Origin of the sequence: Chromobacterium sp. ASV23 (assembly GCF_016428945.1) — a bacterium.
Classification (GTDB): domain Bacteria; phylum Pseudomonadota; class Gammaproteobacteria; order Burkholderiales; family Chromobacteriaceae; genus Chromobacterium; species Chromobacterium sinusclupearum.
In genome coordinates, this window is the sequence record NZ_JAELTR010000041.1 from 1 (window position 1) to 21493 (window position 21493).

Consider the following 21493-nt stretch of genomic DNA (forward strand, 5'->3'; position numbering starts at 1 on the left):
CCCCCCCCCCCCCCCCCCCCCCCCCCCCCCCCCCCCCCCCCCCCCCCCCCTCTTTTGAGTCTCGTGGGCTCGGAGATGTGTATAAGAGACAGAAACAAAGCCAAGAAAAGTCTTGCGGAGCTGCAGCATCTGCTGTCGCACAGGCCGAACTCAAACACGCTGGCCCACCTGACTATGGACTTGAAATGGCAATCTATACCATGGTTAGTCGCGACTTTAGTCGCAAAGAGGTCAGCTCGCCGGCCAAAATTGCTCGTTATTTCAAAGACGCTGGATTTCGCGCCAGCATCATTGAATCACCATACCGCTCGGCCATTATCACAATGGTAGCACCAAAATTGTTTCTTCCCGAATGGGCAAATTATTCTAAGGAATTATGGAGTTGGACCAATTGGGTCACCCGTTGGCCAAGGGGCGTGCGCGAAAGAGACTTTGACAACGACGCACGGTTGCTCATGTTGGTCAACACCTGTGATGGCATGCATTATCTTCTGGCCCGCCGTGATGCCGGCCAGTATTATGTGATGGATCCAGCTTTTGCAACAGACCAAGCTTTCCACAATTTTAGTTCGTGGGCCGGTATGCACTGGGTAGATGGTAAGTCTTGGAATCCGAATGAAGTAATCGAAACAGGGGAAGGCGGGACGAAACGTCAAAACTATTATCTCGGAATCAGCATTTGGATCAATACAGCAAATGCCGCTTACGTATACTACTAATTAAATTATCGATGACACTGATCGACAGCCATCAAAAATAAGAAATTTATTTATCGCCTCACACCATGGCGCGCTGAAAGGCAGGGCCGTAGGTTGGGCTGAATGCAATGAAGCCCAACGTTTACCGCGTACCAATCACAAGCGGAACAACGTTGGGCTTCCCCTTCACTCATAAAACAAACGTAATCCATTAACCACCATGCCCCGCCCCTCCGACAAAACCACCCCGCTCTCGCTCAGCGCCCCCGCGCTGAAAGCGCTGTACCCGGACAGCCTGTCCGGCGACGAGGCGCTGAACGCGCTGGGCAGCTTCACCCTGGCCGGCTTCAGCGACAGCGCGCTGACGCTGGACAAAGCGGTGGCTTCACACCTGACGCTGAGCCTGCGCCGCGACGACAACACCCGGCCGCTAGACGGCCTGTGCGCGGCGATACGCCAGCTGCCGGGCGACGCCACCGCGGACCGTTACAGCGTGACGCTGCGGCCCTGGCTGTGGTGGCTGAGCCTGGCCGGCAACAACCGCATCTTCCAAAACCTAAGCGTGCCGGACATCGTGAAAGCGGTATTCGCCGGCCACGGCTTCAGCGACTACCAGCTGAAGCTGGATGCGACTTATCCCAAGCGCGAGTACTGCGTGCAGTTTGGCGAGAGCGATCTCAATTTTGTAATGCGGCTGCTGGAAGACGCCGGCATCTTCTGGTTCTTCACCCACGCCGACGGCAAGCACACCCTGGTGCTGGCGGACGGCAACCGCCATTTCCCGGACTGCCCCAACAACGCCAAGCTTGCCTACCTGCCGCAGGGCGTGGGCGGGCGCGAGCTGGAGGCCGTGCGCGGCGCCGGCATCCGCCGCCAGGCGGTGGCCGGCGGCTACCGCGCCGGCGATTACGAATTCACCACCGCCAGCGCCTCGCTGTACGTGCAGGCGCTGGCCAAGTCCGACCTGCCCAATCTCTACCAATACCCGGGCGGCTACGCCAAGAAGGCCGACGGCGACGCGCTGGCCAAGCAGCGCAGCGACGGCCTGCGCGCCGAGGAAGTGGAACTGGTGGGCGACAGCGACTGCCGCTGGCTGATTCCCGGCCACTGCTTCACCCTGAGCGGCCACCCGGACCCGGCCTGCAATATCGCCTGGGTGGTGACCCGCGTCAGCCACGAGGCCGGCCAGCAGCATTACCGCAACCGCTTTACCGCCATCCCCAAGGCCACGCCCTACCGTCCGCCGCGGCTCACCCCCAAGCCGGTGATGCACCCGCAGGTGGCCAAGGTAGTGGGCAAGGCCGGCGAGGAGATCTGGACCGATCAATACGGCCGCGTCAAAGTGCAATTCCCCTGGGACCGCGACGGCAAGAACGACGAATCCAGCTCCTGCTGGCTGCGGGTGATGCAGCCGTGGAGCGGCAAGGGCTTTGGCATGCAGTTCATCCCGCGCATCGGCCAGGAGGTGATTGTCAGCTTCATCGACGGCGACCCGGACAAGCCGCTGGTGACCGGCTGCGTCTACAACGGCGACAACGCGCTGCCGTATGAGCTGCCGGCCAAGCAGGCGCAGTCCGGCCTCAAGACCAACTCCACCAAGGGCGGCGGCGGCTTCAACGAATTGCGCTTCGACGACAGCAAGGACAAGGAGGAAGTGTTCTTCCAGGCGCAGAAGGACTACACCGTGAAAGTGCTGCACGACGTCAACGCCGACGTGGGCCACGACGAAACCCTGGTGGTGAAGAACGAGCGCAAGCGCAGCGTCAGCGAGGGCAACGACAGCCTCAGCATTGAAAAAGGCAACCGCACGGTGGAAGTGAAAACCGGCAATGAAACCCTCAAGGTCAAGGGCAAGCGCACGGTGGCGGTGGAGGGCGACCAGAGCCACAGCACCGGCGGCAATCATGAACACAAGGTCAGCGGCGACTACACGCTGACCGTGGACGGCAACCTCACCATCAAGGTCAGCGGCACCCTCACCCTGCACAGCGGCGGCGCCTTCAGCGCCAAGAGCGACGCCGCGCTCAGCTGCGAAGCCGGCACCAGCCTGAGCAACAAGGCCGGCGCCGGGCTGACCAACCAGGCCGGCACCTCGCTCACGAATAAGGCCGGCACCACGCTGACCAACGACGCCGGGGTGACGCTGACCAACAAGGCCAGCGCCAGCCAAACCGTGGACGGCGGCGGCATGCTCACCCTCAAGGGCGGGCTGATCCAGCAGAACTGATGCCATGGCGGAACCGATAGACATCCAACAAGACCAGCAGCGCTTCGTCGGCCAGCTGCAGCAGGGGCAGCTGCAAGGCGCGGCGCGTATCGAGCAGGCCGGCGCGCCGCTGGCGCGGCTGCATTACCAGGACGGCCAGCTGCACGGCCCGGCCACCTTGCTGCACCCCGGCGGCCAGCCGGCGGCCCAGCTGCAATACCGCAACGGCCTCTTGCACGGGCCGGCGCAGTATTGGTCCGCCGAGGGCGCGCTGCAATGCCGCGCACACTACCGCGACGGCGCGCTGCACGGCGAGAGCCAGGCGCTGTATCCAAACGGCAAGACGGCTGAACTGAGCTGCTATCAAAACGGGCTGAAGCACGGCGCGCAACAGCGCTTCCACCCCAACGGCGCGCTGGCGGAAAAACAGGAGTTTGCCAAGGGCAAGCCGCTGGGCCCGCCGCAACGCTTCGCCGACGACGGCCGGCCGCTGGACGCGGACGGCAAGCCGCTGCCGCGCTGGAAGTGGTGGTGGCTCAGGCTGAGCGGCGCGGCCGGCTGAACGCGGCGGATTTTCCTGTCCGACCAAATGCGGTTTTTACGGCACCAGCACCGTAAACTGGCCGGGCATGGCGATCTTGATCACCCCGCCCCAGTTGCACATCAGCGTGCTATTGGCGTCCAGCGCCGGCATGCCTCCCAGCAGCACCGTGGGCGCGCCGCCGGGAATCCACGGCGCGGCGGTGGCCGGGATGCAGGGCATGGGCGTCAGCACGCCCAGGGCGGCGGCCGTGGCCGCCGCCACCATGGGATTGGCTGGGCTGCTGCACATGCCGAACGGCAGGACATTGAGCAGCGGCGCATGATCCATGATGGTGGCCGCCGGCCTGCCGCCGGCCATCACCCGCGCGGTGGGCAGCACCGACAAGCTGGACGGCGCAACGCCGAAGCTGCATTGCAGCATCGCCCCCATGCATACCTGCGGACAAGCCATTACCCGCTCCTATAGTTTCGCCGCATCCGCGTCCGCCAGGCGGCGCCAGCCTGCTCCGCCGGGCGGACATCCCGGCCCGGCCGCGCCGGGCTGCGCATGGCTACTTCACCGGAATCGATTGCGCATGGCGGAAGTAGTTTTTCGGGTCCCACTGCTGCTTCACCTGCACCAGATTGCGCGGCGCGCGGCGGTAGTTTTCCTGGAAATACAGCTCCATCGCCTGATCGATCTTGCCGTTTTCATGGGTGCCCAAGTCGCAATCCGGGTAGTTGTAGTAGCAGCCGTCCACCACGCCGTCCTTGTCGTTTTGCGGATTGGGCGTGCCGCCGTAGTCGGCATACACCGACAGATAGAAGCCATTGATCCAGTCCAGGTGCGCCTGAGCCTGCTCGCGGCTGGACCCGCCATGGCGCTGGCCCGGCAGGGAATCGTTGTTCCAGTAGGTTTGGTACTGCAGCTTCATGATGGAGCTGCGCTGCGGCACCGGCGTGGAGGCGCTGCTGTATTCGTTGATCACGCCGCCGTAGCTGTCCACCTGCAACAGGCTTTGCTTCAAGGCGTCTTTGTCCATTCCTTCCGGCTGATGGTGCAGCCAGGTGTAAATCTGGTGTTTCTGGCAGGACGGGAATGCCTTGTTCATATACGCGGATTTGTATTTGCCAAACTGGTTGGGGCCGGAGCCGTTTACCGTTTGCAGCGCCTCCAGATAGGTCAAATGTTGCGGGTTGAGGTGGCTGTGCGTGGTATGCATCCAGCCGGGATGGCCGCCCATGGGCCGCTGCAAGGCAGCAGCCGGCGCGATGGCGGCAAAGCGCTTTTCCAGCGCGCGCACCCGCGCGTCCACCTGCTGGCAATGCTGCTGGAAGCTCACGCCCGGCAAGGCGGCGAATTGCACCAGCAGGCCGATCTGGCCGTTGGAAACATGATTGAGCTTCAACAGGCTGAAGTCGGTATTGGGCATGCCCGCGCAGATTTCCGCGTACAGGTCCAGCAAGCGGTCAAAGGTCTTTTGATCGATCTTGTCCCAATCCCATGCGAACGACCATTGCGTGGCGTAGTCGGGCGCGTCGGGCAGCTTGGCGAAATAATAGCGCACGATCACGCCGAAATTGCCGCAGCCGGCGCCGCGCAAGGCCCAGAACAAATCGCGCTCCTCTTGGCTGCTACTTTGCTCGGAAACATGGCGTAATTTGGCCTGGCCCAGCGCCGCGTCCCAGGTGACGATATCGACGGCGCTAAGGTGATCTACCGTCAGGCCATGCAAGCGCGACAGCAGGCCATAGCCGCCGCCGCTGATATGGCCGCCCGCCCCCACCGAATAGCAGGAACCGGCCGGCAGGGTCTTGCCATAGCGATTGAGCAGCACGCGGTACGCGCTCCAGTTTTCGCAGCCGGCGTCGACAAAATACGCATTGCGCTCCGCGTCGAAGCCGGCCTGATTGATCGCGGACATGTCGATGATGGCGCGGGTGCTGTCGTTGTAGACGAAGTTTTCGTAACAGTGGCGGCCGGAGGCGATTTTCACATCGTGCCCGAACTCGCTGAGCGCCGAGGCCACATATTCCTCCACTTGCTCGTAGCGCGATGGCACGTAAACGGCCTTCAGGTTGGGCGCAAACCAGCGCCGGTCAAAACCTTGCTTGTCGCTCAAGATCAGCGGCTGATCCCCGCCGCGCGTGGGGGTTTGCTTCATGTCGACACTCCTTTTCATTTGAATATTCATCACCAAGACTGTGCCGATGCCCTAAGCGGGGACTTGCCCAACGCTCTGTCTAATAAAGCGCATCGCTCTCTATTTATACAAATAAAATATTAAAATACAAAAAAGCATGCATTTATGCTTAAGTCTGACTGTGCGAAGCCGCCAAACCTGCGGCAAACCGCTTGGTTTGGATCGGCATCAGGCGCAGGCTCCCGCCGGAATAAGAAAAAACCGCCTTAGTATCCCAAGGCGGCTTTTTAATTTGGTGTATTCCACAGTGCTACAGCGCAAAAACAACAACGCCAAGCAATTGATACTTATTGGATTTTACGACCCATAGCGCCCATCCAGCATGGGAGCGACGGACAATCTACGTTGCGGTAATGAACGGCTGGGGGCAAGCGTTTGATTCATGCGGGGAAACCAATTCTTCGCAGCGGCAGACACGCGGCCGGGCTTGCCCGACACCCCGACCCAGGCTCGCTGCGATGCATAAGCGTTTGATCAAACGAGAAATTATCCTACTTACTGCAAGGCAGGGTCAAGGCAAAATGTCTCTCGCCTTACTCAATCAAGCGCATATGGGCGCGTACCCAATCGCGGTCTTCCGCTTCAAAATGCCACCACTCGGTGGCGATGGCGCGGAAACCGGCTGCCTCCATGCAGTTTCGCAGCAGCAGGCGGTTGGCCAATTGCGCCTCGCTCAAGCGCCCGGCGGCGCGCATCGCCGCTTCGTGTCGCGGCTGCGCCAGCTCGGTGAAATCGTCGAAGCCGGTGCCCATGTCGAGTTCGCGTCCGGCTTCGTCCTCCACGGTGAGGTCCACCGCCATGCCGAAGCTATGGATGGAGCCGCGCGCCGGATCGGCCACGTACACCCGCTGCGGCGTATCCTTGACGATGTCCCATAGCACGCGCTGCACCCGCCCGGGACGCAGCGCGTCGAAAATCCGCAGACGGTATCCTGCCTGCCGCCGCGCAAGCTCCACGGCGGCCTGCGCCAGTTTGGCAGCGGCGTCGCGGTGCAGCCGCGCCGGCGGGGCCGCGCCGTACAAATCGCGCCCGACAAAGTTGTCGAAGCCGGCGTAGCGCAGATCGAGGCGGACGCCGGGCAGCCCGTCTATCGGAACATATTCCGGATAGCTATCCAGCCCTTCCAGTTTGATGGTCGCCGACATGGCGTCTCCTCTCTCCGATGATCCATCGCAAACCTGCGGTTGGACGCGATATGCGATACTCGAATGACAATCCGATACCGGCTTGAACTGACATGATAGCCCGGACCGACAAAACCAGAACAGGAAAGCGGACATGCTTCTTCCCCGCCCTTTGCGCCCATTCTTGCTCGCCGCGCTGCTGGGCAGCGCCTTGCCTGGCTCCGCCCTGGCAGCCAAGCCGCTGGTCTTCTGCGCCGAGGCCTCGCCCGAGGGTTTCGACCCCGCGCTATGGGACAGCGCCACCACTTACAACATCACCAAGCCAGTGTTCCAGGGTCTGGTAGAGTTCCAGCGCGGTGGCGTGACGCTGCGCCCCGGCCTCGCCGAGCGCTGGACCGTATCGGCCGACGGCCTGGAATACACCTTCAAGCTGCGCCGCGGCGTGCATTTCCACCAGACCGACTATTTCACGCCGCAGCGCGACTTCTCCGCCGATGACGTCGTGTTCACCGTCAACCGCTGGATTCGGCCGGACCTGCCGTTCAACCAGGCCTTCAAAACGCCGCTGACTGGCCCGGACGGTTATGGCTTGGCCAAGATGATCGAATCGGTGCAAAAACTGGACCAGCATACGGTGAAAATCCGGCTGAAGGAGCGCAACGCCACCTTCCTCACCTTCTTTGCGATGGGCTTCGCCGGCATGCAGTCGTCAGAATACGCCGAGCAATTGCTGAAAGCCGGCAAGCCGCAACAGATCAACCAGTTGCCCATCGGCACCGGCCCTTACCGCTTCAAGAGCTATGCCAAAGATTCGACCATACGCTATGAGGCCAATCCGCAATACTGGGGCCATGCGCAGAAAACCCGCAGCCTGGTGTTCGCCATCGTCGCGGATCCCCAGGTTCGCATCCAGAAACTAAAGGCCGGCGAATGCCAGGTGGCGGCCGCAGTGCGCGAGTCGGACCTCGACACGCTGGCGGCGGACAAGCGCATCAAGATCGCCTCCACCGGTGCCAGCAACATCTCTTATCTCGCCTACAACCTGAAGCGGCCGCAGTTCGCCAAACGCGAGGTGCGGGTGGCGCTGGACATGGCCATCAACCGCAACGCGCTGTTCAAGGCGATGTTTCCCAAGGGCGGCGCGATCCAGGCGGTCAATCCGTATCCACCGTCGATCTGGAGCTGGAACCCGAAAACCCGCAACGAATACAACCCGGCCAAAGCCAAGGCCTTGCTGGCCCAGGCCGGCTATCCCAACGGCTTCACGGTGAATCTGTGGGCGCTGCCGGTGCAGCGTCCCACCAATCCCAACGGCAAGCTGATGGCGCAGATGATTCAACAGGACTGGGCCAAGATAGGCGTCAAAGCCAATATCCAGAGCTACGAATGGGGCGAGTACCTGAAGCGCGCCGCCGCCGGCGAACACGATGTCTATATGTCCGGCCTGACCAGCAATTCCGGCGACCCGGACGACTTCCTGTGGAACAGCCTGTCCTGCAGCGTCAGCAAGGGTGGCCAGCGCTTTTGCGATGCAGAATTCGACAACTTGCTACAGCTGGGCCGCCAGACCACCGATCAAAAGCAGCGCACGCGCTACTATCTGAAGGCGCAGGAAATCTTCAAATACCAGCGGCCGTGGATCACCATCGCCCATTCGCGCATCTATATTCCGCTGCGCAGCAATGTGCAGGGCTTCATCATGAATCCGAACGGTTCTTTTGATTTCGAGGACGTATGGCTCAAATGAATCCCGCTTGGCCGTCCAGCTTCAGCAGCCATCGCTACCAGGCGCTGACGGACGGCCCGCGTTTGATCGTCACCGGCGCGGTGCACGGCAATGAAGTGTGCGGCGCCCTCGCCATCCGCCGCCTCATGGCGGAGCTGGAACAGGGCGCGCTGCAATTAAGCGCCGGCATCTTGACGCTGGTGCCGGTGGCCAATCCTCTGGCCTACCAGTTGGGCCAACGCGGCGGCGAGCGCAATCTGAACCGCAACCTCGCGCCCCAGCCCAGCCCGCAAGACTACGAAGATCATGTCGCCAACTGGCTATGTCCGCTGCTGTCCGAACATGAAGTGCTGCTTGATCTGCATTCGTTTCAGTCGCCGGGCCAGCCCTTCGTTTTTCTGGGGCCGCCGGATAACACAGGCACGCTGGAGCCGTTTTCCCATGCGGCAAAGGAAGAAGCGCTGGCGCGATGTTTGGGAGTAAGCCGCGCCATGGATGGCTGGCTCAGCACCTATGCATTGGGTGTGGAGAGACGCAAATTGACACCGCTGGGCGACGCGCGGCAACACGCGCTGAACAGCGATGTCCGCTACGGCGTGGGCACCACCGAATACATGCGCAGCCAGGGCGGCTGGGCGCTGACGCTGGAGTGCGGCCAGCACGACGATCCGACCGCGCCGGAAGTGGCGTATCGGGCCACCCTCAACACGCTGGCGCATCTGGGCATGATCCGCTCGCCGGCGCCGGCGCGGCAAACGCTGCAAGGGCTGAGCCTGTATGAGGTAGTGGACAAACAGCACGACGCCGACCGTTTCGTCCGCAACTGGGCCAGCTTCGACCCCGTGCGGCGCGGCGAAACCATCGCCGTGCGCGCCGATGGCAAGGCCTTGCTGGCGCCGGATGATGGCTGCATCGTATTTCCCAGCCCAGGCGTGCCGCCAGGGCAAGAATGGTTCTACCTGGCGCGGCCTTCGGCCAGATGGTGAGCGCCAAGGGCGCGAGACTTACGCGACAAACAAGCTGTCGCGCTCCGCCACAATGGTGTGCACCTCAGCGCCGGCGCAGCGGAAGCGGACGCGAAAAGGACGCATGCGGCCCAGCAATCCGCTTTTCTCGGTAGGCGCCAGCATCAAGCGGCCGGCTTGCCAGTCCAGCGCCTGCACCTCGAATTCGGAGAAATCGACAAAGCGGCCCAGCAAGGGGTGAATCGCTTTATAGCCGGCTTCTTTCGCCGAGAAAATCAGCGTCTCCGCCACAGTATCGTCCCGCTGGCCCAGCCAGGCCTGTATTTCTCGCTCCGTGCAGCAAAGCGACCGTATGCTCTGCGCCGCGCTCGGCCTGGCGAGCCGCTCGCTATCCATGCCCAAGGCCGCATAGTCGCTGGCAAATGCCGCCACCGCATAAGCCGCCTCGCCGTGATGCGTGATGGAGCCGACCAAGCCATCAGGCCACTGCGGCATGCCTGACTCCGTGCGGCCGACAGCGCCGTTTGAATAGCCCAACTCCGCCAAGGCGCGCTCCGCGCACAGCCGCCCGGCCAGGAAGGACAACTGCCGCTTGCGCAGGGCGCGGGCCAGCGCGGCCGGCAGGATCTCCGCCAGATCCAGCTCCGCCAGCGTCCGATCCAGCGCGGCCAGCGAGATGCCGCAACCCGCGCCCCCGGCCAGCTCATGCGGCGCGGCCAGCCAGCAGGCAGCCAGCTTGTGCTGGGCATCCGGCAGCCATCGCCACAAAGTTTGGTCCATGCGTAATACCATCTCCTGCCCCACCGCCGCCTGCATCACTTCATTCCTCCCGGCAACTGTCTGGCCTGCCGCCCCAGACTTCGCAAAATGGCCACCGCTTTTTCCGACAAGGCACAATAATTGCCGCGGCAGTAAGCGACGATTTCCTGTTCGCGCGGCAGTTCCGCCAGCCGTTGCTCCAGCTCGCTCAATGGGATATTGATGGCGCCCGGCAGATGGCCATCGGCGAACTCGGCAGCCGAACGGACATCCAGCAACACGATCTCCGGCATGCGCCGCAGCAATTCCTCCCGCGAGATTGCCTCCAGCTTATCCCGCTGCCACACGCTATCCGCCTGCAACGCTCGCATCTCGGAACGGTTGTGTTCGGCGCAAGCATGCAGTGCAAGCATCAGCGGCACGATAGGCCCGTTTCCCAAGCGGTACAGCACGTTTTTACCCTCGCGCCGCGACTGGGCAAAGCCGGCGCGTTTCAATAACTGCAGATGCTGCGAGGCATTCGCCACTGACAAACTTGCCAGCGCAGACAAGGCCTCGACGGTTTTCTCGCCATCGGCCATCTGTTCCAACAGCAGCAGACGATGGCTGTTGCCCAGTGTCTTGGCTAAATCCGCCATCGCATGCGGCATTCCATCTTCGTCATTTATTTTTGACATTGACATGACCTTGCCATTTACTTAATCATTCAATAGATTTATTGAATGATTGCCGATATTAACAGACGAGGCTCAGCCCGCTCAAGGGCATCCTCCAGCCTCGCGACACACTGAAAATGGAACCATCATGACCCTTGAATACCTCTGCTACACGCTGGCGCTAGGCGTCGGCGCGACGCTGATCATGGACCTGTGGGCGTGGGTGCTGCGCCGTTTTTTCCATATCCCATCGTTGAATTACGCCATGGTGGGACGCTGGGGCGGTCATCTGCTGCGCGGCCGATTCCATCATGACAATATCGCCCAAGCGGAGCCCATTTCCGGCGAAGCGCCGCTAGGCTGGCTGCTGCACTACGGCATTGGCGTTGTTTTCGCCGCCATACTGCTTGCGCTATGCGGGCCGGAATGGCGGCATACCCCGACGTTGCCGCCGGCGCAGGCTTTCGGCCTTGCCAGCGTGGCCGCGCCGTTCTTGATCCTGCAGCCCGGCCTCGGCGCCGGCATCGCCGCCAGCAAAACGTCGCAGCCCAACGCCGCCCGCTTGCGCAGCTTGGCCGCGCACGGCGCTTTTGGTCTCGGCCTCTACGTGTCCGCCCTGTTGCTCGCGCGCTGATCGTGCGTATCGATGACAAAACGGGGAGCCGCTTGCGCGACTCCCCGTTTGCGAAGATCAGACTCGAACCAGACTTAACGGTACGCGCTGGCGTCCGCAGTCAGGATAGGCCGATGGCCATCGGCCGGCGTCTTGCCATCCACCGCCATCATCACCGACAAGGCGGTGATGGTGATGATGGAGAAGAAAAACACCTGGCGCGCCCAGGCCCGGTCGTCGGTTTCCCGCTTGTAGCCGGACAAGGCCATCTTCAGCCACCACAGGCTGGTGGCGCAGGCCACCGCCAGATAGCCATAGCCGGCGTAGCCGCCGAGCACCAGCATCACCGTCGCCACTGCAAAGGCCAGGATGTACAGCACGATCTGCTGCTTGGCGCTGGAAATGCCGCGCACCACAGGCAGCACCGGGATGCCCGCCGCCTCGTAATCCTTGAAGCGGAAGATCGCGATCGCGTAGGAGTGCGGCATCTGCCACAGGCTGAACATCAACAGCAGGATAGCCGCGCCCATGTCGAAGCGGCCGGTGACGGCGCAGTAGCCGGCCACCGGCGGCACCGCGCCGGACAGGCTGCCCACTACGGTGCCGTACACCGAGTTGCGCTTCATGTACAGGCTGTACACGCCGACATAGATCACGAAGCCGAACAGCACGCAGCCGAAGGCCAGCGGATTGGTCCAACGCCACAGGATGGCGAAACCGGCCAGCCCCAGCACGACGCCGTGGGCCAGCGCCGCCTTGGTGCTCATCGCGCCGGTGACCAGCACCCGTTTCTGGGTGCGGGTCATCTTGGCGTCGATGTCCTGGTCGATGCAGTTGTTGATGGCGCAGCCGGAGGCCACGACCAGCACCAGACCGCTCACCGTGGCCAGCAGCAGCCACCAGTCAACCGGCCCCTGCGCCGCCAGCAGAAAACCGCCGACGGCCGAGATCAGGTTGCCGAAGATGATGCCCGGCTTGGTGACTTGGAGATAGCGTTTGAGCTTCAAATCGGCTTTCCTCAACCCTGCCTCAGCGCATCATCAGCGCGTCGGCGGAGTAGATGATCCAGATCGACAGGCCGACCAGCAGCACGATCACCATGCCGGTGAACAGGAAGGAGAAGGTATTGAGCTTGCCTTCCTTGCTGAAGTCCAGGTGCAGGAAATACTTCAGCTGCACCACGATCTGCACCACCGCCAGGGCGAAGATGCCGATCAGGGTCGCCTGCTTGGTGAAGGCGCCGCCCATCACCATCCAGAACGGGATGACGGTCAGGATCACGGACAGGACGAAGCCGACCAGATAGCCCTTTACGCTGATATGGCTGGCGTTGTCATGCGAATGGCTGTGGCTCATCACATGGCTCCTTTCAGGTAGACGACGGTGAACACGCAGATCCACACGATGTCGAGGAAGTGCCAGAACAGCGACAGGCAGTTCAGGCGGGTCATGGCGCGGCTGGTCAGGCCAGTCTTCACCACTTCCATCATCATCACGCCCATCCAGATCAGGCCGGCGGTCACGTGCAGGCCGTGCAGGCCCACCAGACCGAAGAAGGCCGACAGGAAGGCGCTCTTCTGCGGGCCGTGGCCCTCGGCGATCAGGTGATGGAATTCATTGATTTCCAGACCGATAAACGCCGCGCCGAACAGGAAGGTCACCGCCAGCCAGCCCAGCACCGCAGGCTTGTTGCCTTTGTGGCCGGCGATCATGGCAAAGCCGTAGGTGATGGAAGACAGCAGCAGGGCCGCGGTTTCCACCAGCACGTATTGCAGATCGAAGATTTCCTTGCCGGTCACGCCTTCCGCCACATTGCGGAACAACACCGCATAGCCCGCGAACGCCGTCGCGAACAGGATGCAGTCGGTCATCAGGTAGAACCAGAAGCCCAGGACAGTCTGTTCGCTGCTGTCGTGGTGGCCGTGGTCCTCATGCGCGCCATGCGCTTGGTTTACATAAGTCGTCATGTCAGATCCAGCCTGTTACGCGGTCGTGGTCGGACGGGCAGCCTTTTTCGGCTTGGCCTGATCACGCTCGGTATAGTTGTCCACATCGATGCCCAGCTGTTCGAAGCGGGCGCGCTCGATGGCTTCCACTTCGTCCGGCTGCACGTAGTAGTCCAGGTCGTTGTCGTAAGCGCGGGCCAGCATGCTGCCGATAATGCCCACCAGGCCAACGATGGCCAGCCACCAGATGTGCCAGATCATCGCGAAACCGAACACGGTGGCGAAGGCGCCGATGAAGACGCCGACCGAGGTGTTCTTCGGCATGTGGATAGGCTCGTACGACTTCGGCACAACGTAGGCCACGCCCTTTTCCTTCATATCGGTGAAGGCGTCGATGTCATGCACCTGCGGCAGCTTGGCGAAGTTGTAGAACGGCGCCGGGGAGGAGGTGGACCACTCCAGAGTGTGGCCGTTCCACGGGTCGCCGGTTTCGTCCTTCAGTTCCTTGCGCTTGATGACGCTGACCACAATCTGCAGCAACTGGCAGCCGATGCCGCAAGCGATCAGCAGCGCGCCGAACAAGGCGATGTTCAGCCACGGCTCAAACGCCGGATTGGTGGTGTAGTTCAGGCGACGGGTCATGCCCATGAAGCCCAGCACGTACAGCGGCATGAAGGCGAAGAAGAAGCCGATCTGCCAGAACCAGAACGATGCCTTGCCCAGCTTCGGCTCCAGCTTGAAGCCGAACACCTTGGGGAACCAGAAGGTCATGCCGGCCAGGTAGCCGAACACGGCGCCGCCGATGATGGTGTTGTGGAAGTGGGCGATCAGGAACAGGCTGTTGTGCAGCACGAAGTCCGCGCCCGGCACCGCCAGCAGCACGCCGGTCATGCCGCCGATGGAGAAGGTCACCATGAAGCCCAGCGTCCACAGGATCGGGGTTTCAAAGCGCAGGCGGCCCTTGTAGATGGTGAACAGCCAGTTGAACAGCTTCACGCCGGTCGGGATCGAGATGATCATGGTCGCGATGCCGAAGAAGGCGTTCACGTTGGCGCCGGAGCCCATCGTAAAGAAGTGGTGCAGCCAGACCATGAAACCCAGGATGGAGATCGCGCCGCTGGCGTAGATCATGGACTTGTGGCCGAACAGGCGCTTGCCGGCAAAGGTGGACACCACTTCGGAGAAGATGCCGAACGCCGGCAGCACCAGGATGTACACCTCGGGGTGACCCCAGGCCCAGAACAGGTTCAGGTACATCATGGCGTTGCCGCCCGCTTCCGCGGTGAAGAAGTGGAAGTCCAGGTAGCGGTCCAGCGTCAGCATGGCCAAGGCGCCGGTCAGGATCGGGAAGGAGGTGGCGATCAGCACGTTGGCCCAGGTGCAGGTCCAGGTGAAGATCGGCATTTCCATCAGCTTCATGCCCGGGGCGCGCATCTTGATCACGGTCACCAGGAAGTTGATGGCCGTCAGCGTCGTCCCTAAGCCTGACAACTGCAAGGCCCAGATGTAGTAATCCACCCCCACGTCCGGGCTGAAGCCCAGCTCGGCCAGCGGCGGATAGGCCACCCAGCCGGTGCGGGCGAAGTTGCCCACGCCCAGCGACAGGTTGACCAGGATCACGGCGGACACCAGCAGCCAGAAGCTCAGCGAGTTCAGGAAGGGGAAGGCCACGTCGCGCGCGCCGATTTGCAGCGGCACCACGATGTTCATCAGGCCGGTCATGAACGGCATCGCCATGAAGATGATCATGATCACGCCGTGGGCGGTGAAGATCTGATCGTAGTGTTCCGGCGGGAAGATGCCGTGGCTGCCGCCGGTGGCGACGGCCAGCTGGGTACGCATCATCAGCGCGTCGGCGAAGCCGCGCAGCAGCATGATCATGGCGACGATGATGTACATCACGCCGATTTTCTTGTGATCGACCGAGGTCAGCCACTCATTCCAGAGATAGCCCCACTTGCCGAACTTGGTGATGAGCGCGAACAGCATCAGCCCGATCAGGCCGGCGCCGCCCAGCGCCCCCATGATGATGGGCTCATGGTACGGAATCGCGTCCAGAGTCAGTTTACCTAACCACATTAATCGTTACTCCTTGACGACCGGCGGGGTGATCGCGGCGCACAGTTCTTTGGTCATCCTGGCCAGCTTGATAGCGTCGTCGCTATCGGCCAGCGAGGGGCGCGCAGCCATGTACTTGTGCTGCACCGCTTCGAACAGGTACGGCGTGCTGGACGAGTAGTAAGCCACCGGATTGTTCTCGCTCGGCTTCAGCAGCTGCAGGTAGGCCTGGGGATCCAGCGCCTTGCCGGAAGCCTTGACCTTGGCGACCCAGGCATCGAACTCAGCCGGCGTCTTGGTGGCGATCGCGTTGAACTTCATGCCGGTAAAGCCCGCGCCGCTGTAGTTGGCGGAGAAGCCCTTGTAGATGCCAGGCTCGTTCGCCAACAGGTGCAGTTGGGTCTGCATGCCCGCCATGGCGTAGATCTGGCCGCCCAGTTGCGGGATGAAGAAGGAGTTCATCGCCGCGTCGGAGGTGATCCTGAAGCTCACCGGCACATTGGCCGGGAACGCCAGTTCGTTGACGACAGCGATTTGCTGCTCGGGATAGATGAACAACCACTTCCAGTTCAGCGCCACCACCTGCACCTGGATCGGCTTCTGGTCGGAGTCCAGCGGACGATACGGGTCCAGCTTATGGGTGGTGTGCCAAGTCAGCGTCGCCAGGAAGGCGATGATGATGCAGGGGATCAGCCAGACTACCAGCTCGATCTTGGTCGAGTGCGACCACTTCGGCTCGTAAGCGGCGTCCTTATTGCTGGCGCGATATTTCCAGGCAAAAACCAGGGTCATCACGATCACCGGAATGACGACCAGCAGCATCAGCGCGGTTGCCGTGATGATCAGGGACTTCTGCTCGGCAGCGACCGGGCCCTTGGGGTCAAGGATACCGCCTTGACATCCCGAGAGCAGCAGAGCGACGAGCGGAGAAAGCCCCCACAACAGGCGGGAGGGTCTATGGTTTCTCATCTTACGACTTTACGGGTTAAAAATCCTTCAACGCGCCGATGCGCAACAGGCGTTGTGAGCCATGCTCCAACGCCAGCGAAATGTCCAGCAGGCGGGTTCCGCCCTCCTCTCGGGGATCAGCAACGCCGCCAAGCGAAACAACAGACTTTCAGGGCTCGCGGATTCCGCGAATCACCGGCGCGCATCCGTTTCCACGGCGGAAGCGGGCCGGAGGAAGCCGCTCAAGGAGCGCTTCCCGTGATGAGGTGACAGCTGAAAACCCACTGTCCGGGTGAACGCCGGGATACGGCGCGGGAAGACAGGCATTCGGCAAACACAAACATCGAGTCCGACCCGGCCCTGCTGCGGCAAATCGTCGCAGGACGCGCGTCGAGCGGGCGTATTAGAAACAGTTTTGCCTGATATTTCAAGGGGATTGACTCAGATCAATGGCCGCAGTCCGCAAGATATGCAATTCGGTTGATTCCGATCAATATCTGCTGCGGGGAAAAACTATAGCGGAGACAATGGTTTAGGACATCGTACTTGACGGAACCAGGCGACGCCCAGCGTTGCAATCTGTTACAAAATTATTTTGCCGAATATAGCGCGCTGCAGCGCCTGGGCTGGCGCCGGGTGATGTAAACCATGGGTCGATGGAAATGCAAAAAGCCGAATCGTAATGATTCGGCTTTTTCGTATTTGGTTGCGGGGGCAGGATTCGAACCTACGACCTTCGGGTTATGAGCCCGACGAGCTACCAGACTGCTCCACCCCGCGTCAGGAGAGAACGCATCATAATCCGCCTGTAGATTGGCGTCAAGACATTTTTATCTCAATGTATAAAATCAGCGGCGGAATAACTAGGGGCTCAATAAAACAACAGGGCGGCACAAGCCGCCCTGTCGAGTACCGCCGCCGCCAAGCCCTTGCGCTTCCTTGCCGGACCAGCTGCGCTGCCTGCGTCGGCGCGCCTTGGCTCAGGCTCCCCGCGAGGTTTTGTTGGCTGGATTACTTCTTCTCGGCGCGCGCCTTGGCGATCAGCTCATTCAACACCTGGGTCATCCGCTCCGGCGTGCTGGTCACCAGCACGTACTTGCCGTTGACGATGATCGTGGGCGTGCCCTGGATCTGGTAATCGCGGGTGATCTTGGCCGCGCGCGCCACTTGGGCGTTGATGCCGAAAGAGTTGTAGGTCTGCAGCAGCTTGGCGCTATCGATGCCCTTTTGCTGCTTGATCCACTTGGTGAACTCGGCAGGGTCGGCCAGATTGATGCGCTGCTTGATCTGCGCATCGAAAGCCGGCCGGTGCAGCTTGTCGAACGTGCCGGTTGCCTTGAAGGTGGCGAACATGCGGGCAAAGCCTTCCATGGATTTCTGCCACACGATCTGCTCCTTGCGGAAACTCACATCGGCCGGCTGCGTCTTGGCCCAGGCGTTCATCGCCGGATCATCGTCGTAGCAATGGATGCAGTGATAGGAGAAGAACTCGATCACTTCGACTTTCTTCGGATCCGCCACCGGCTGAGGCGTGCTCAGCATGGTGTAGTCCTTGCCCAGTTCGATCGCCGCATTGGCCAAGCCGCTGGCCGCCAGCAGCATCAACAACAACCATTTCTTCATCTTGTTTTCCCGTGTATGGATCGTTCGACTACTCGGCCTTCACCACGCTGGCGGCGATGCCGTTCTGCTTCAATTGAACGCGCAGGCGGTCCACCTCGTCCTGACGACTCAGCGGCCCGACGCGCACCCGATGCACCATCCCCTTGTCCGGCACGTTGACCGACTGGATCTTTGCTTCCACGCCCAGCAGCGCCAGCTTGGCCTTCAAGTTGTCGGCCTCATCCTGATTCTGGAAGGCGCCGAGCTGCAGATAGACCTTTTTGGCCTGCGCCGATGACGAAGGTTCCCCCGCCTTGTCGCCCTTGGCGTCCGAGGTCACCGCATCAACCTGGCCCGGCAGGATCTTGTAGAAATCGAAGCGCTGGTCGTTGCCGTCACGCTTGGCCTGAGCCGGCGGCGCGGCAGGCTTAGGCTTATTCTCATGCGTGGCGGCAGCCGGCGGCGGCAAGGGGACAGACTCGGTCGAATCCAGCGTGGCCTGCGCGCTGGACTGCGCGGGATGCGGCGGCGGCGCGGACGTCGCGGCGGAAGCCGCCTCGGAGATGCGGGTGCCCGGCGCCAGCAGCTCAGTCGGCGGCTGCGAAGTTTCGGCCTTGGCCTGGTTCTTGGTCTGGAACGGCGCCGGGGAGCGGTTGAGATACATCGCCAGTCCCACAGCCACCGCCACGCCGATGATCAAGCCAATAATCATGCCCGCCATCATGCCGCCCCCGCCGCTGCGCGAAGAGGAAGACGAATTGCCGCGCCCGCGCGACGGACGAGGGGAGTTTTTCAGATCTCGATTAGCCATTCACCACTACCGCTATTGTTGTCGAACGGATTGCCATTATGCCATCCGGCTGATTGATCAAATATTTTCACGCGCCCGCCTGCGCCAGGCGCCGCAGCTGAATCGCCTGCAAAACATGATTGCGGCTTATGCGCTCCGCGCCCTGCAAATCGGCGATGCTGCGCGAAACCCGCAGTATCCGATGATAAGCGCGCGCCGACAAGCCAAGCTGCTGCAAGGCCTTGGCCAGAATCGCCAGCGCGTCGGCATCCGCGCCGCAGTGCTGTTCCAATTGCTCGCCCTGCAGCGCAGCGTTCAACACGCCTTGGCGGCGCCATTGCCGCTCGCGCGCCTGCAGCACCCGTTTCCGCACCGACTCGCTGCTCTCGCCGGCCGACGCGCTCAACAACTCGTCGGCGGTCAGCGTCGGCACCTCCACGTGCAGGTCGATGCGGTCCAGCAAAGGCCCAGAAATTTTACCGCGATATCGCGCAACCTGCTCCGGCGTGCAGTGGCAGCGCCCAGAGGGATGGCCGTGATAACCGCAAGGACAGGGATTCATCGCCGCCACCAGCTGGAAGCGCGCCGGGAAGCTCGCTTGCCGCGCCGCCCGCGAAATATGGATGACGCCGCTCTCCAATGGCTCGCGCAACACTTCCAGCACCTTGCGGTCGAATTCCGGCAACTCGTCCAGAAACAGCACGCCGTGATGCGCCAGGCTGATTTCGCCAGGCCTTGGATCGCTGCCCCCGCCGACCAGCGCCACCGCGGAAGCGGTGTGATGCGGCGCTCTAAATGGCCGGGCGCGCCAGCTGGCGGCTCGGAAACCTTGCGACGCCAGCGACTGCACCGCCGCGCTTTCCAGCGCCTCTTCCGCCGACAAGGGCGGCAACAGACCCGGCAGGCGCGACGCCAGCATGGACTTGCCGGTGCCGGGCGGTCCCATCAGCAACAGGCTGTGCCCGCCGGCCGCGGCGATTTCCAAAGCGCCGCGCGCAACAGACTGGCCTTTGACATCGGCCAGATCGGGATAGTTCGGCAGCATGCCAAAGGCCGGGGCGGCAATCGGCTCCAAAGGCTGCAGGCCATTGAGGAAAGCACAGGCCTGCAACAACGACGCAACGCCGTAAATCCGCGCGCCCTCCGCCACGGCGGCTTCCGCCGCGCTGTCCGCCGGCAAAACAAAAGCGCGGCCGGCCGCGTGGCATTGGCAGGCCATGGCCAGCGCGCCGCGCACGGGCCGCAACTCGCCGCCCAGCGCCAGCTCGCCGGCAAACTCATAGCGGGAGATGTCGTCGCACTTGACCTGTCCAGATGCCTGCAGGATGCCGATGGCGATGGGCAGGTCGAAGCGGCCGGAATCCTTGGGCAAGTCGGCCGGCGCCAGATTGACCGTGATGCGGCGCGCCGGAAATTCGAAGCCGGAAGTCTGGATGGCGGCGCGCACGCGTTCCCGGCTTTCCTTCACTTCCGCTTCCGGCAAACCAACGATGTTGAACGCAGGCAGACCGTTGGCCAGATGCACTTCCACCGCCACCTCCGGCGCCTGCATGCCCTGCAAGGCCCTGCAATGCAACACAGCCAGCGTCATGTAAGGTTCCCCCTTGGCGGCGGAAATGGCCACCCGCCGCGTTTGAAGCGCGCATGCGGCAGCCTCCCGGCAAGCCGCCGTCCAATCCGGCCATCACCGCAGCGGATGACAGCCGCGCCCATGCCGCCCGTCTCAGGAGTGGCCGAGTTCCGACTGCGCTTCGGCTTTGGCGGCGGACTCCTCCGGAAACACCTGGCTCTCCAGACGGCCTAGACGGGACTCCAGCGCAGCCAGCTGCTCGCGGGTGCGGGCCAACACGGCCTGCTGCACATCGAACTCCTCGCGCGTCACCAGATCCATTTTGGAAAAAGTGGAGGCCATCATGGCGCGGATGTTTTTTTCCAAATCCTTGGCCGGGCTGGCGGCGATGGTTTCGCTGATCTTGGCGCTGATTTCGTCAAACAGTTTCTGGCTCAACATGCTCGCGGCTCCTGCGGTTGCTTGATATCAAGCGGAGTGTAGCAAAAAGCGCCGCGGCGCTCCCGCTTTCCTGTCCGCTCGGCCCATCTACGTCCCTCGCGGCTAGGCGCACACAGCCGCCAGGCGCCGCTTGCGATGCGACGCACCATAACGGTGCAAGCCAGTCCGCTGCAGCGCACAAATACAGTGCCATAATACGAGCCTGCCTCCCCCGCCGCTACGCATTCTGGCCACAAGCGCCCTCGCCCAAGGCTGGCACGATTCCTGCGTTAGCGTTGTCAGCAGAACCTGATCTGTCAATCGCCCGAGAAGGAGCAGCCATGAAACTCGTCACTGCAGTAATCAAGCCGTTCAAGCTTGACGAAGTCCGCGAAGCCCTGTCCGCCATCGGCGTGCAAGGCGTGACCGTATCCGAGGTCAAGGGTTTCGGCCGCCAGAAAGGCCATACCGAACTGTACCGCGGCGCCGAATATGTCGTCGATTTCCTGCCCAAGGTGAAACTGGAAATCGCCATCGACGACGCCCTGCTGGACCAAGTGGTGGAAGCCATCGAGAAATCCGCCCGCACCGGCAAGATCGGCGACGGCAAGATCTTTGTCTACGACCTGGAGCAAGTCATCCGCATCCGCACCGGCGAAACCGGCGCCGACGCCGTCTGACGCATC

General features: G+C 62.2%; 21 protein-coding genes and 1 tRNA gene. 7 read left to right on the forward strand and 15 right to left on the reverse strand.

What is annotated here, in order from left to right:
- The first annotated feature begins 185 nt into the window (after positions 1–185).
- The 3 genes from JHD59_RS15570 to JHD59_RS15580 all read left to right on the forward strand — a co-directional run bounded on the left by JHD59_RS15570 (position 186) and on the right by JHD59_RS15580 (position 3466).
- On the forward strand, positions 186–719 hold the full coding sequence (locus JHD59_RS15570; protein ID WP_199154898.1) for a hypothetical protein: 534 nt from the start codon (positions 186–188) through the stop codon (positions 717–719).
- A 199-nt stretch (positions 720–918) separates the two neighbouring features.
- On the forward strand, positions 919–2925 hold the full coding sequence (locus JHD59_RS15575; protein ID WP_199154899.1) for a type VI secretion system Vgr family protein: 2007 nt from the start codon (positions 919–921) through the stop codon (positions 2923–2925).
- A 4-nt stretch (positions 2926–2929) separates the two neighbouring features.
- A complete protein-coding gene (locus JHD59_RS15580; protein ID WP_199154900.1) occupies positions 2930–3466 on the forward strand; it encodes a toxin-antitoxin system YwqK family antitoxin in 537 nt (178 codons plus the stop codon).
- A 36-nt stretch (positions 3467–3502) separates the two neighbouring features.
- On the opposite strand, the gene JHD59_RS15585 is transcribed toward JHD59_RS15580, so the two are convergent.
- From JHD59_RS15585 to JHD59_RS15595, 3 genes are all read right to left on the reverse strand, one after another.
- Positions 3503–3898: a DUF4280 domain-containing protein gene (locus JHD59_RS15585; protein WP_199154901.1), complete on the reverse strand. Its 396-nt coding sequence runs from the start codon at positions 3896–3898 to the stop codon at positions 3503–3505.
- Positions 3899–3998: 100 nt separating this feature from the next.
- Positions 3999–5591 carry a BBE domain-containing protein gene (locus JHD59_RS15590; protein ID WP_199154902.1) on the reverse strand — a complete coding sequence of 531 codons (1593 nt, stop codon included), beginning with the start codon at positions 5589–5591 and terminating at the stop codon, positions 3999–4001.
- A 572-nt stretch (positions 5592–6163) separates the two neighbouring features.
- A complete protein-coding gene (locus JHD59_RS15595; RefSeq protein ID WP_199154903.1) occupies positions 6164–6775 on the reverse strand; it encodes a M15 family metallopeptidase in 612 nt (203 codons plus the stop codon).
- A gap of 133 nt (positions 6776–6908) precedes the next feature.
- Between JHD59_RS15595 and JHD59_RS15600 the strand changes: the two genes are divergently transcribed.
- Entirely contained in the window at positions 6909–8501 is a 1593-nt protein-coding gene (locus tag JHD59_RS15600) for an ABC transporter substrate-binding protein (RefSeq protein WP_199154904.1), read from the forward strand.
- On the forward strand, positions 8498–9466 hold the full coding sequence (locus JHD59_RS15605) for a succinylglutamate desuccinylase/aspartoacylase family protein (RefSeq protein ID WP_199154905.1): 969 nt from the start codon (positions 8498–8500) through the stop codon (positions 9464–9466). The genes JHD59_RS15600 and JHD59_RS15605 overlap by 4 nt, the downstream gene beginning before the upstream one ends.
- 18 nt (positions 9467–9484) lie before the next feature.
- On the opposite strand, the gene JHD59_RS15610 is transcribed toward JHD59_RS15605, so the two are convergent.
- Together JHD59_RS15610 and JHD59_RS15615 are read right to left on the reverse strand one after the other, a co-directional pair.
- Positions 9485–10225 carry a 4'-phosphopantetheinyl transferase gene (locus JHD59_RS15610; protein WP_199154906.1) on the reverse strand — a complete coding sequence of 247 codons (741 nt, stop codon included), beginning with the start codon at positions 10223–10225 and terminating at the stop codon, positions 9485–9487.
- Between the two features lie 35 nt (positions 10226–10260).
- Positions 10261–10842 carry a metalloregulator ArsR/SmtB family transcription factor gene (locus JHD59_RS15615; RefSeq protein ID WP_233164251.1) on the reverse strand — a complete coding sequence of 194 codons (582 nt, stop codon included), beginning with the start codon at positions 10840–10842 and terminating at the stop codon, positions 10261–10263.
- Between the two features lie 166 nt (positions 10843–11008).
- Between JHD59_RS15615 and JHD59_RS15620 the strand changes: the two genes are divergently transcribed.
- A complete protein-coding gene (locus JHD59_RS15620; RefSeq protein WP_199154908.1) occupies positions 11009–11494 on the forward strand; it encodes a DUF2938 domain-containing protein in 486 nt (161 codons plus the stop codon).
- Positions 11495–11568: 74 nt separating this feature from the next.
- Here JHD59_RS15620 and cyoE read toward each other — a convergent pair whose 3' ends face one another.
- The 10 genes from cyoE to JHD59_RS15670 all read right to left on the reverse strand — a co-directional run bounded on the left by cyoE (position 11569) and on the right by JHD59_RS15670 (position 20828).
- Positions 11569–12480, reverse strand: coding sequence for a heme o synthase (gene cyoE, locus JHD59_RS15625; protein WP_199154909.1), 912 nt, complete (start codon positions 12478–12480; stop codon positions 11569–11571).
- Positions 12481–12502: 22 nt separating this feature from the next.
- Complete coding sequence (cyoD, locus tag JHD59_RS15630; RefSeq protein ID WP_071108963.1) at positions 12503–12829, reverse strand: cytochrome o ubiquinol oxidase subunit IV; 327 nt, start codon at positions 12827–12829, stop codon at positions 12503–12505.
- Entirely contained in the window at positions 12829–13440 is a 612-nt protein-coding gene (cyoC, locus tag JHD59_RS15635) for a cytochrome o ubiquinol oxidase subunit III (protein WP_103318407.1), read from the reverse strand. Before cyoC ends, cyoD begins: the two co-directional genes overlap by 1 nt.
- 15 nt (positions 13441–13455) lie before the next feature.
- Positions 13456–15498 (reverse strand): cytochrome o ubiquinol oxidase subunit I, encoded by a 2043-nt coding sequence (gene cyoB, locus JHD59_RS15640; RefSeq protein WP_103318409.1) that lies wholly within the window; start codon positions 15496–15498, stop codon positions 13456–13458.
- A 6-nt stretch (positions 15499–15504) separates the two neighbouring features.
- Positions 15505–16446, reverse strand: coding sequence for a ubiquinol oxidase subunit II (gene cyoA, locus JHD59_RS15645; RefSeq protein WP_199154910.1), 942 nt, complete (start codon positions 16444–16446; stop codon positions 15505–15507).
- A gap of 682 nt (positions 16447–17128) precedes the next feature.
- Positions 17129–17205, reverse strand: a tRNA-Met gene (locus tag JHD59_RS15650).
- Positions 17206–17436: 231 nt separating this feature from the next.
- Positions 17437–18048 (reverse strand): thiol:disulfide interchange protein DsbA/DsbL, encoded by a 612-nt coding sequence (locus tag JHD59_RS15655; protein WP_043620253.1) that lies wholly within the window; start codon positions 18046–18048, stop codon positions 17437–17439.
- 28 nt (positions 18049–18076) lie between these two features.
- Entirely contained in the window at positions 18077–18739 is a 663-nt protein-coding gene (locus tag JHD59_RS15660; protein ID WP_233164253.1) for an SPOR domain-containing protein, read from the reverse strand.
- Between the two features lie 166 nt (positions 18740–18905).
- A complete protein-coding gene (locus tag JHD59_RS15665; RefSeq protein ID WP_199154911.1) occupies positions 18906–20408 on the reverse strand; it encodes a YifB family Mg chelatase-like AAA ATPase in 1503 nt (500 codons plus the stop codon).
- 132 nt (positions 20409–20540) lie between these two features.
- Positions 20541–20828 (reverse strand): accessory factor UbiK family protein, encoded by a 288-nt coding sequence (locus JHD59_RS15670; protein ID WP_043620243.1) that lies wholly within the window; start codon positions 20826–20828, stop codon positions 20541–20543.
- A gap of 320 nt (positions 20829–21148) precedes the next feature.
- Here JHD59_RS15670 and glnK point away from each other — a divergent pair, with 320 nt between their 5' ends.
- Complete coding sequence (gene glnK / locus JHD59_RS15675) at positions 21149–21487, forward strand: P-II family nitrogen regulator (RefSeq protein WP_021478498.1); 339 nt, start codon at positions 21149–21151, stop codon at positions 21485–21487.
- Positions 21488–21493: the final 6 nt, after the last annotated feature.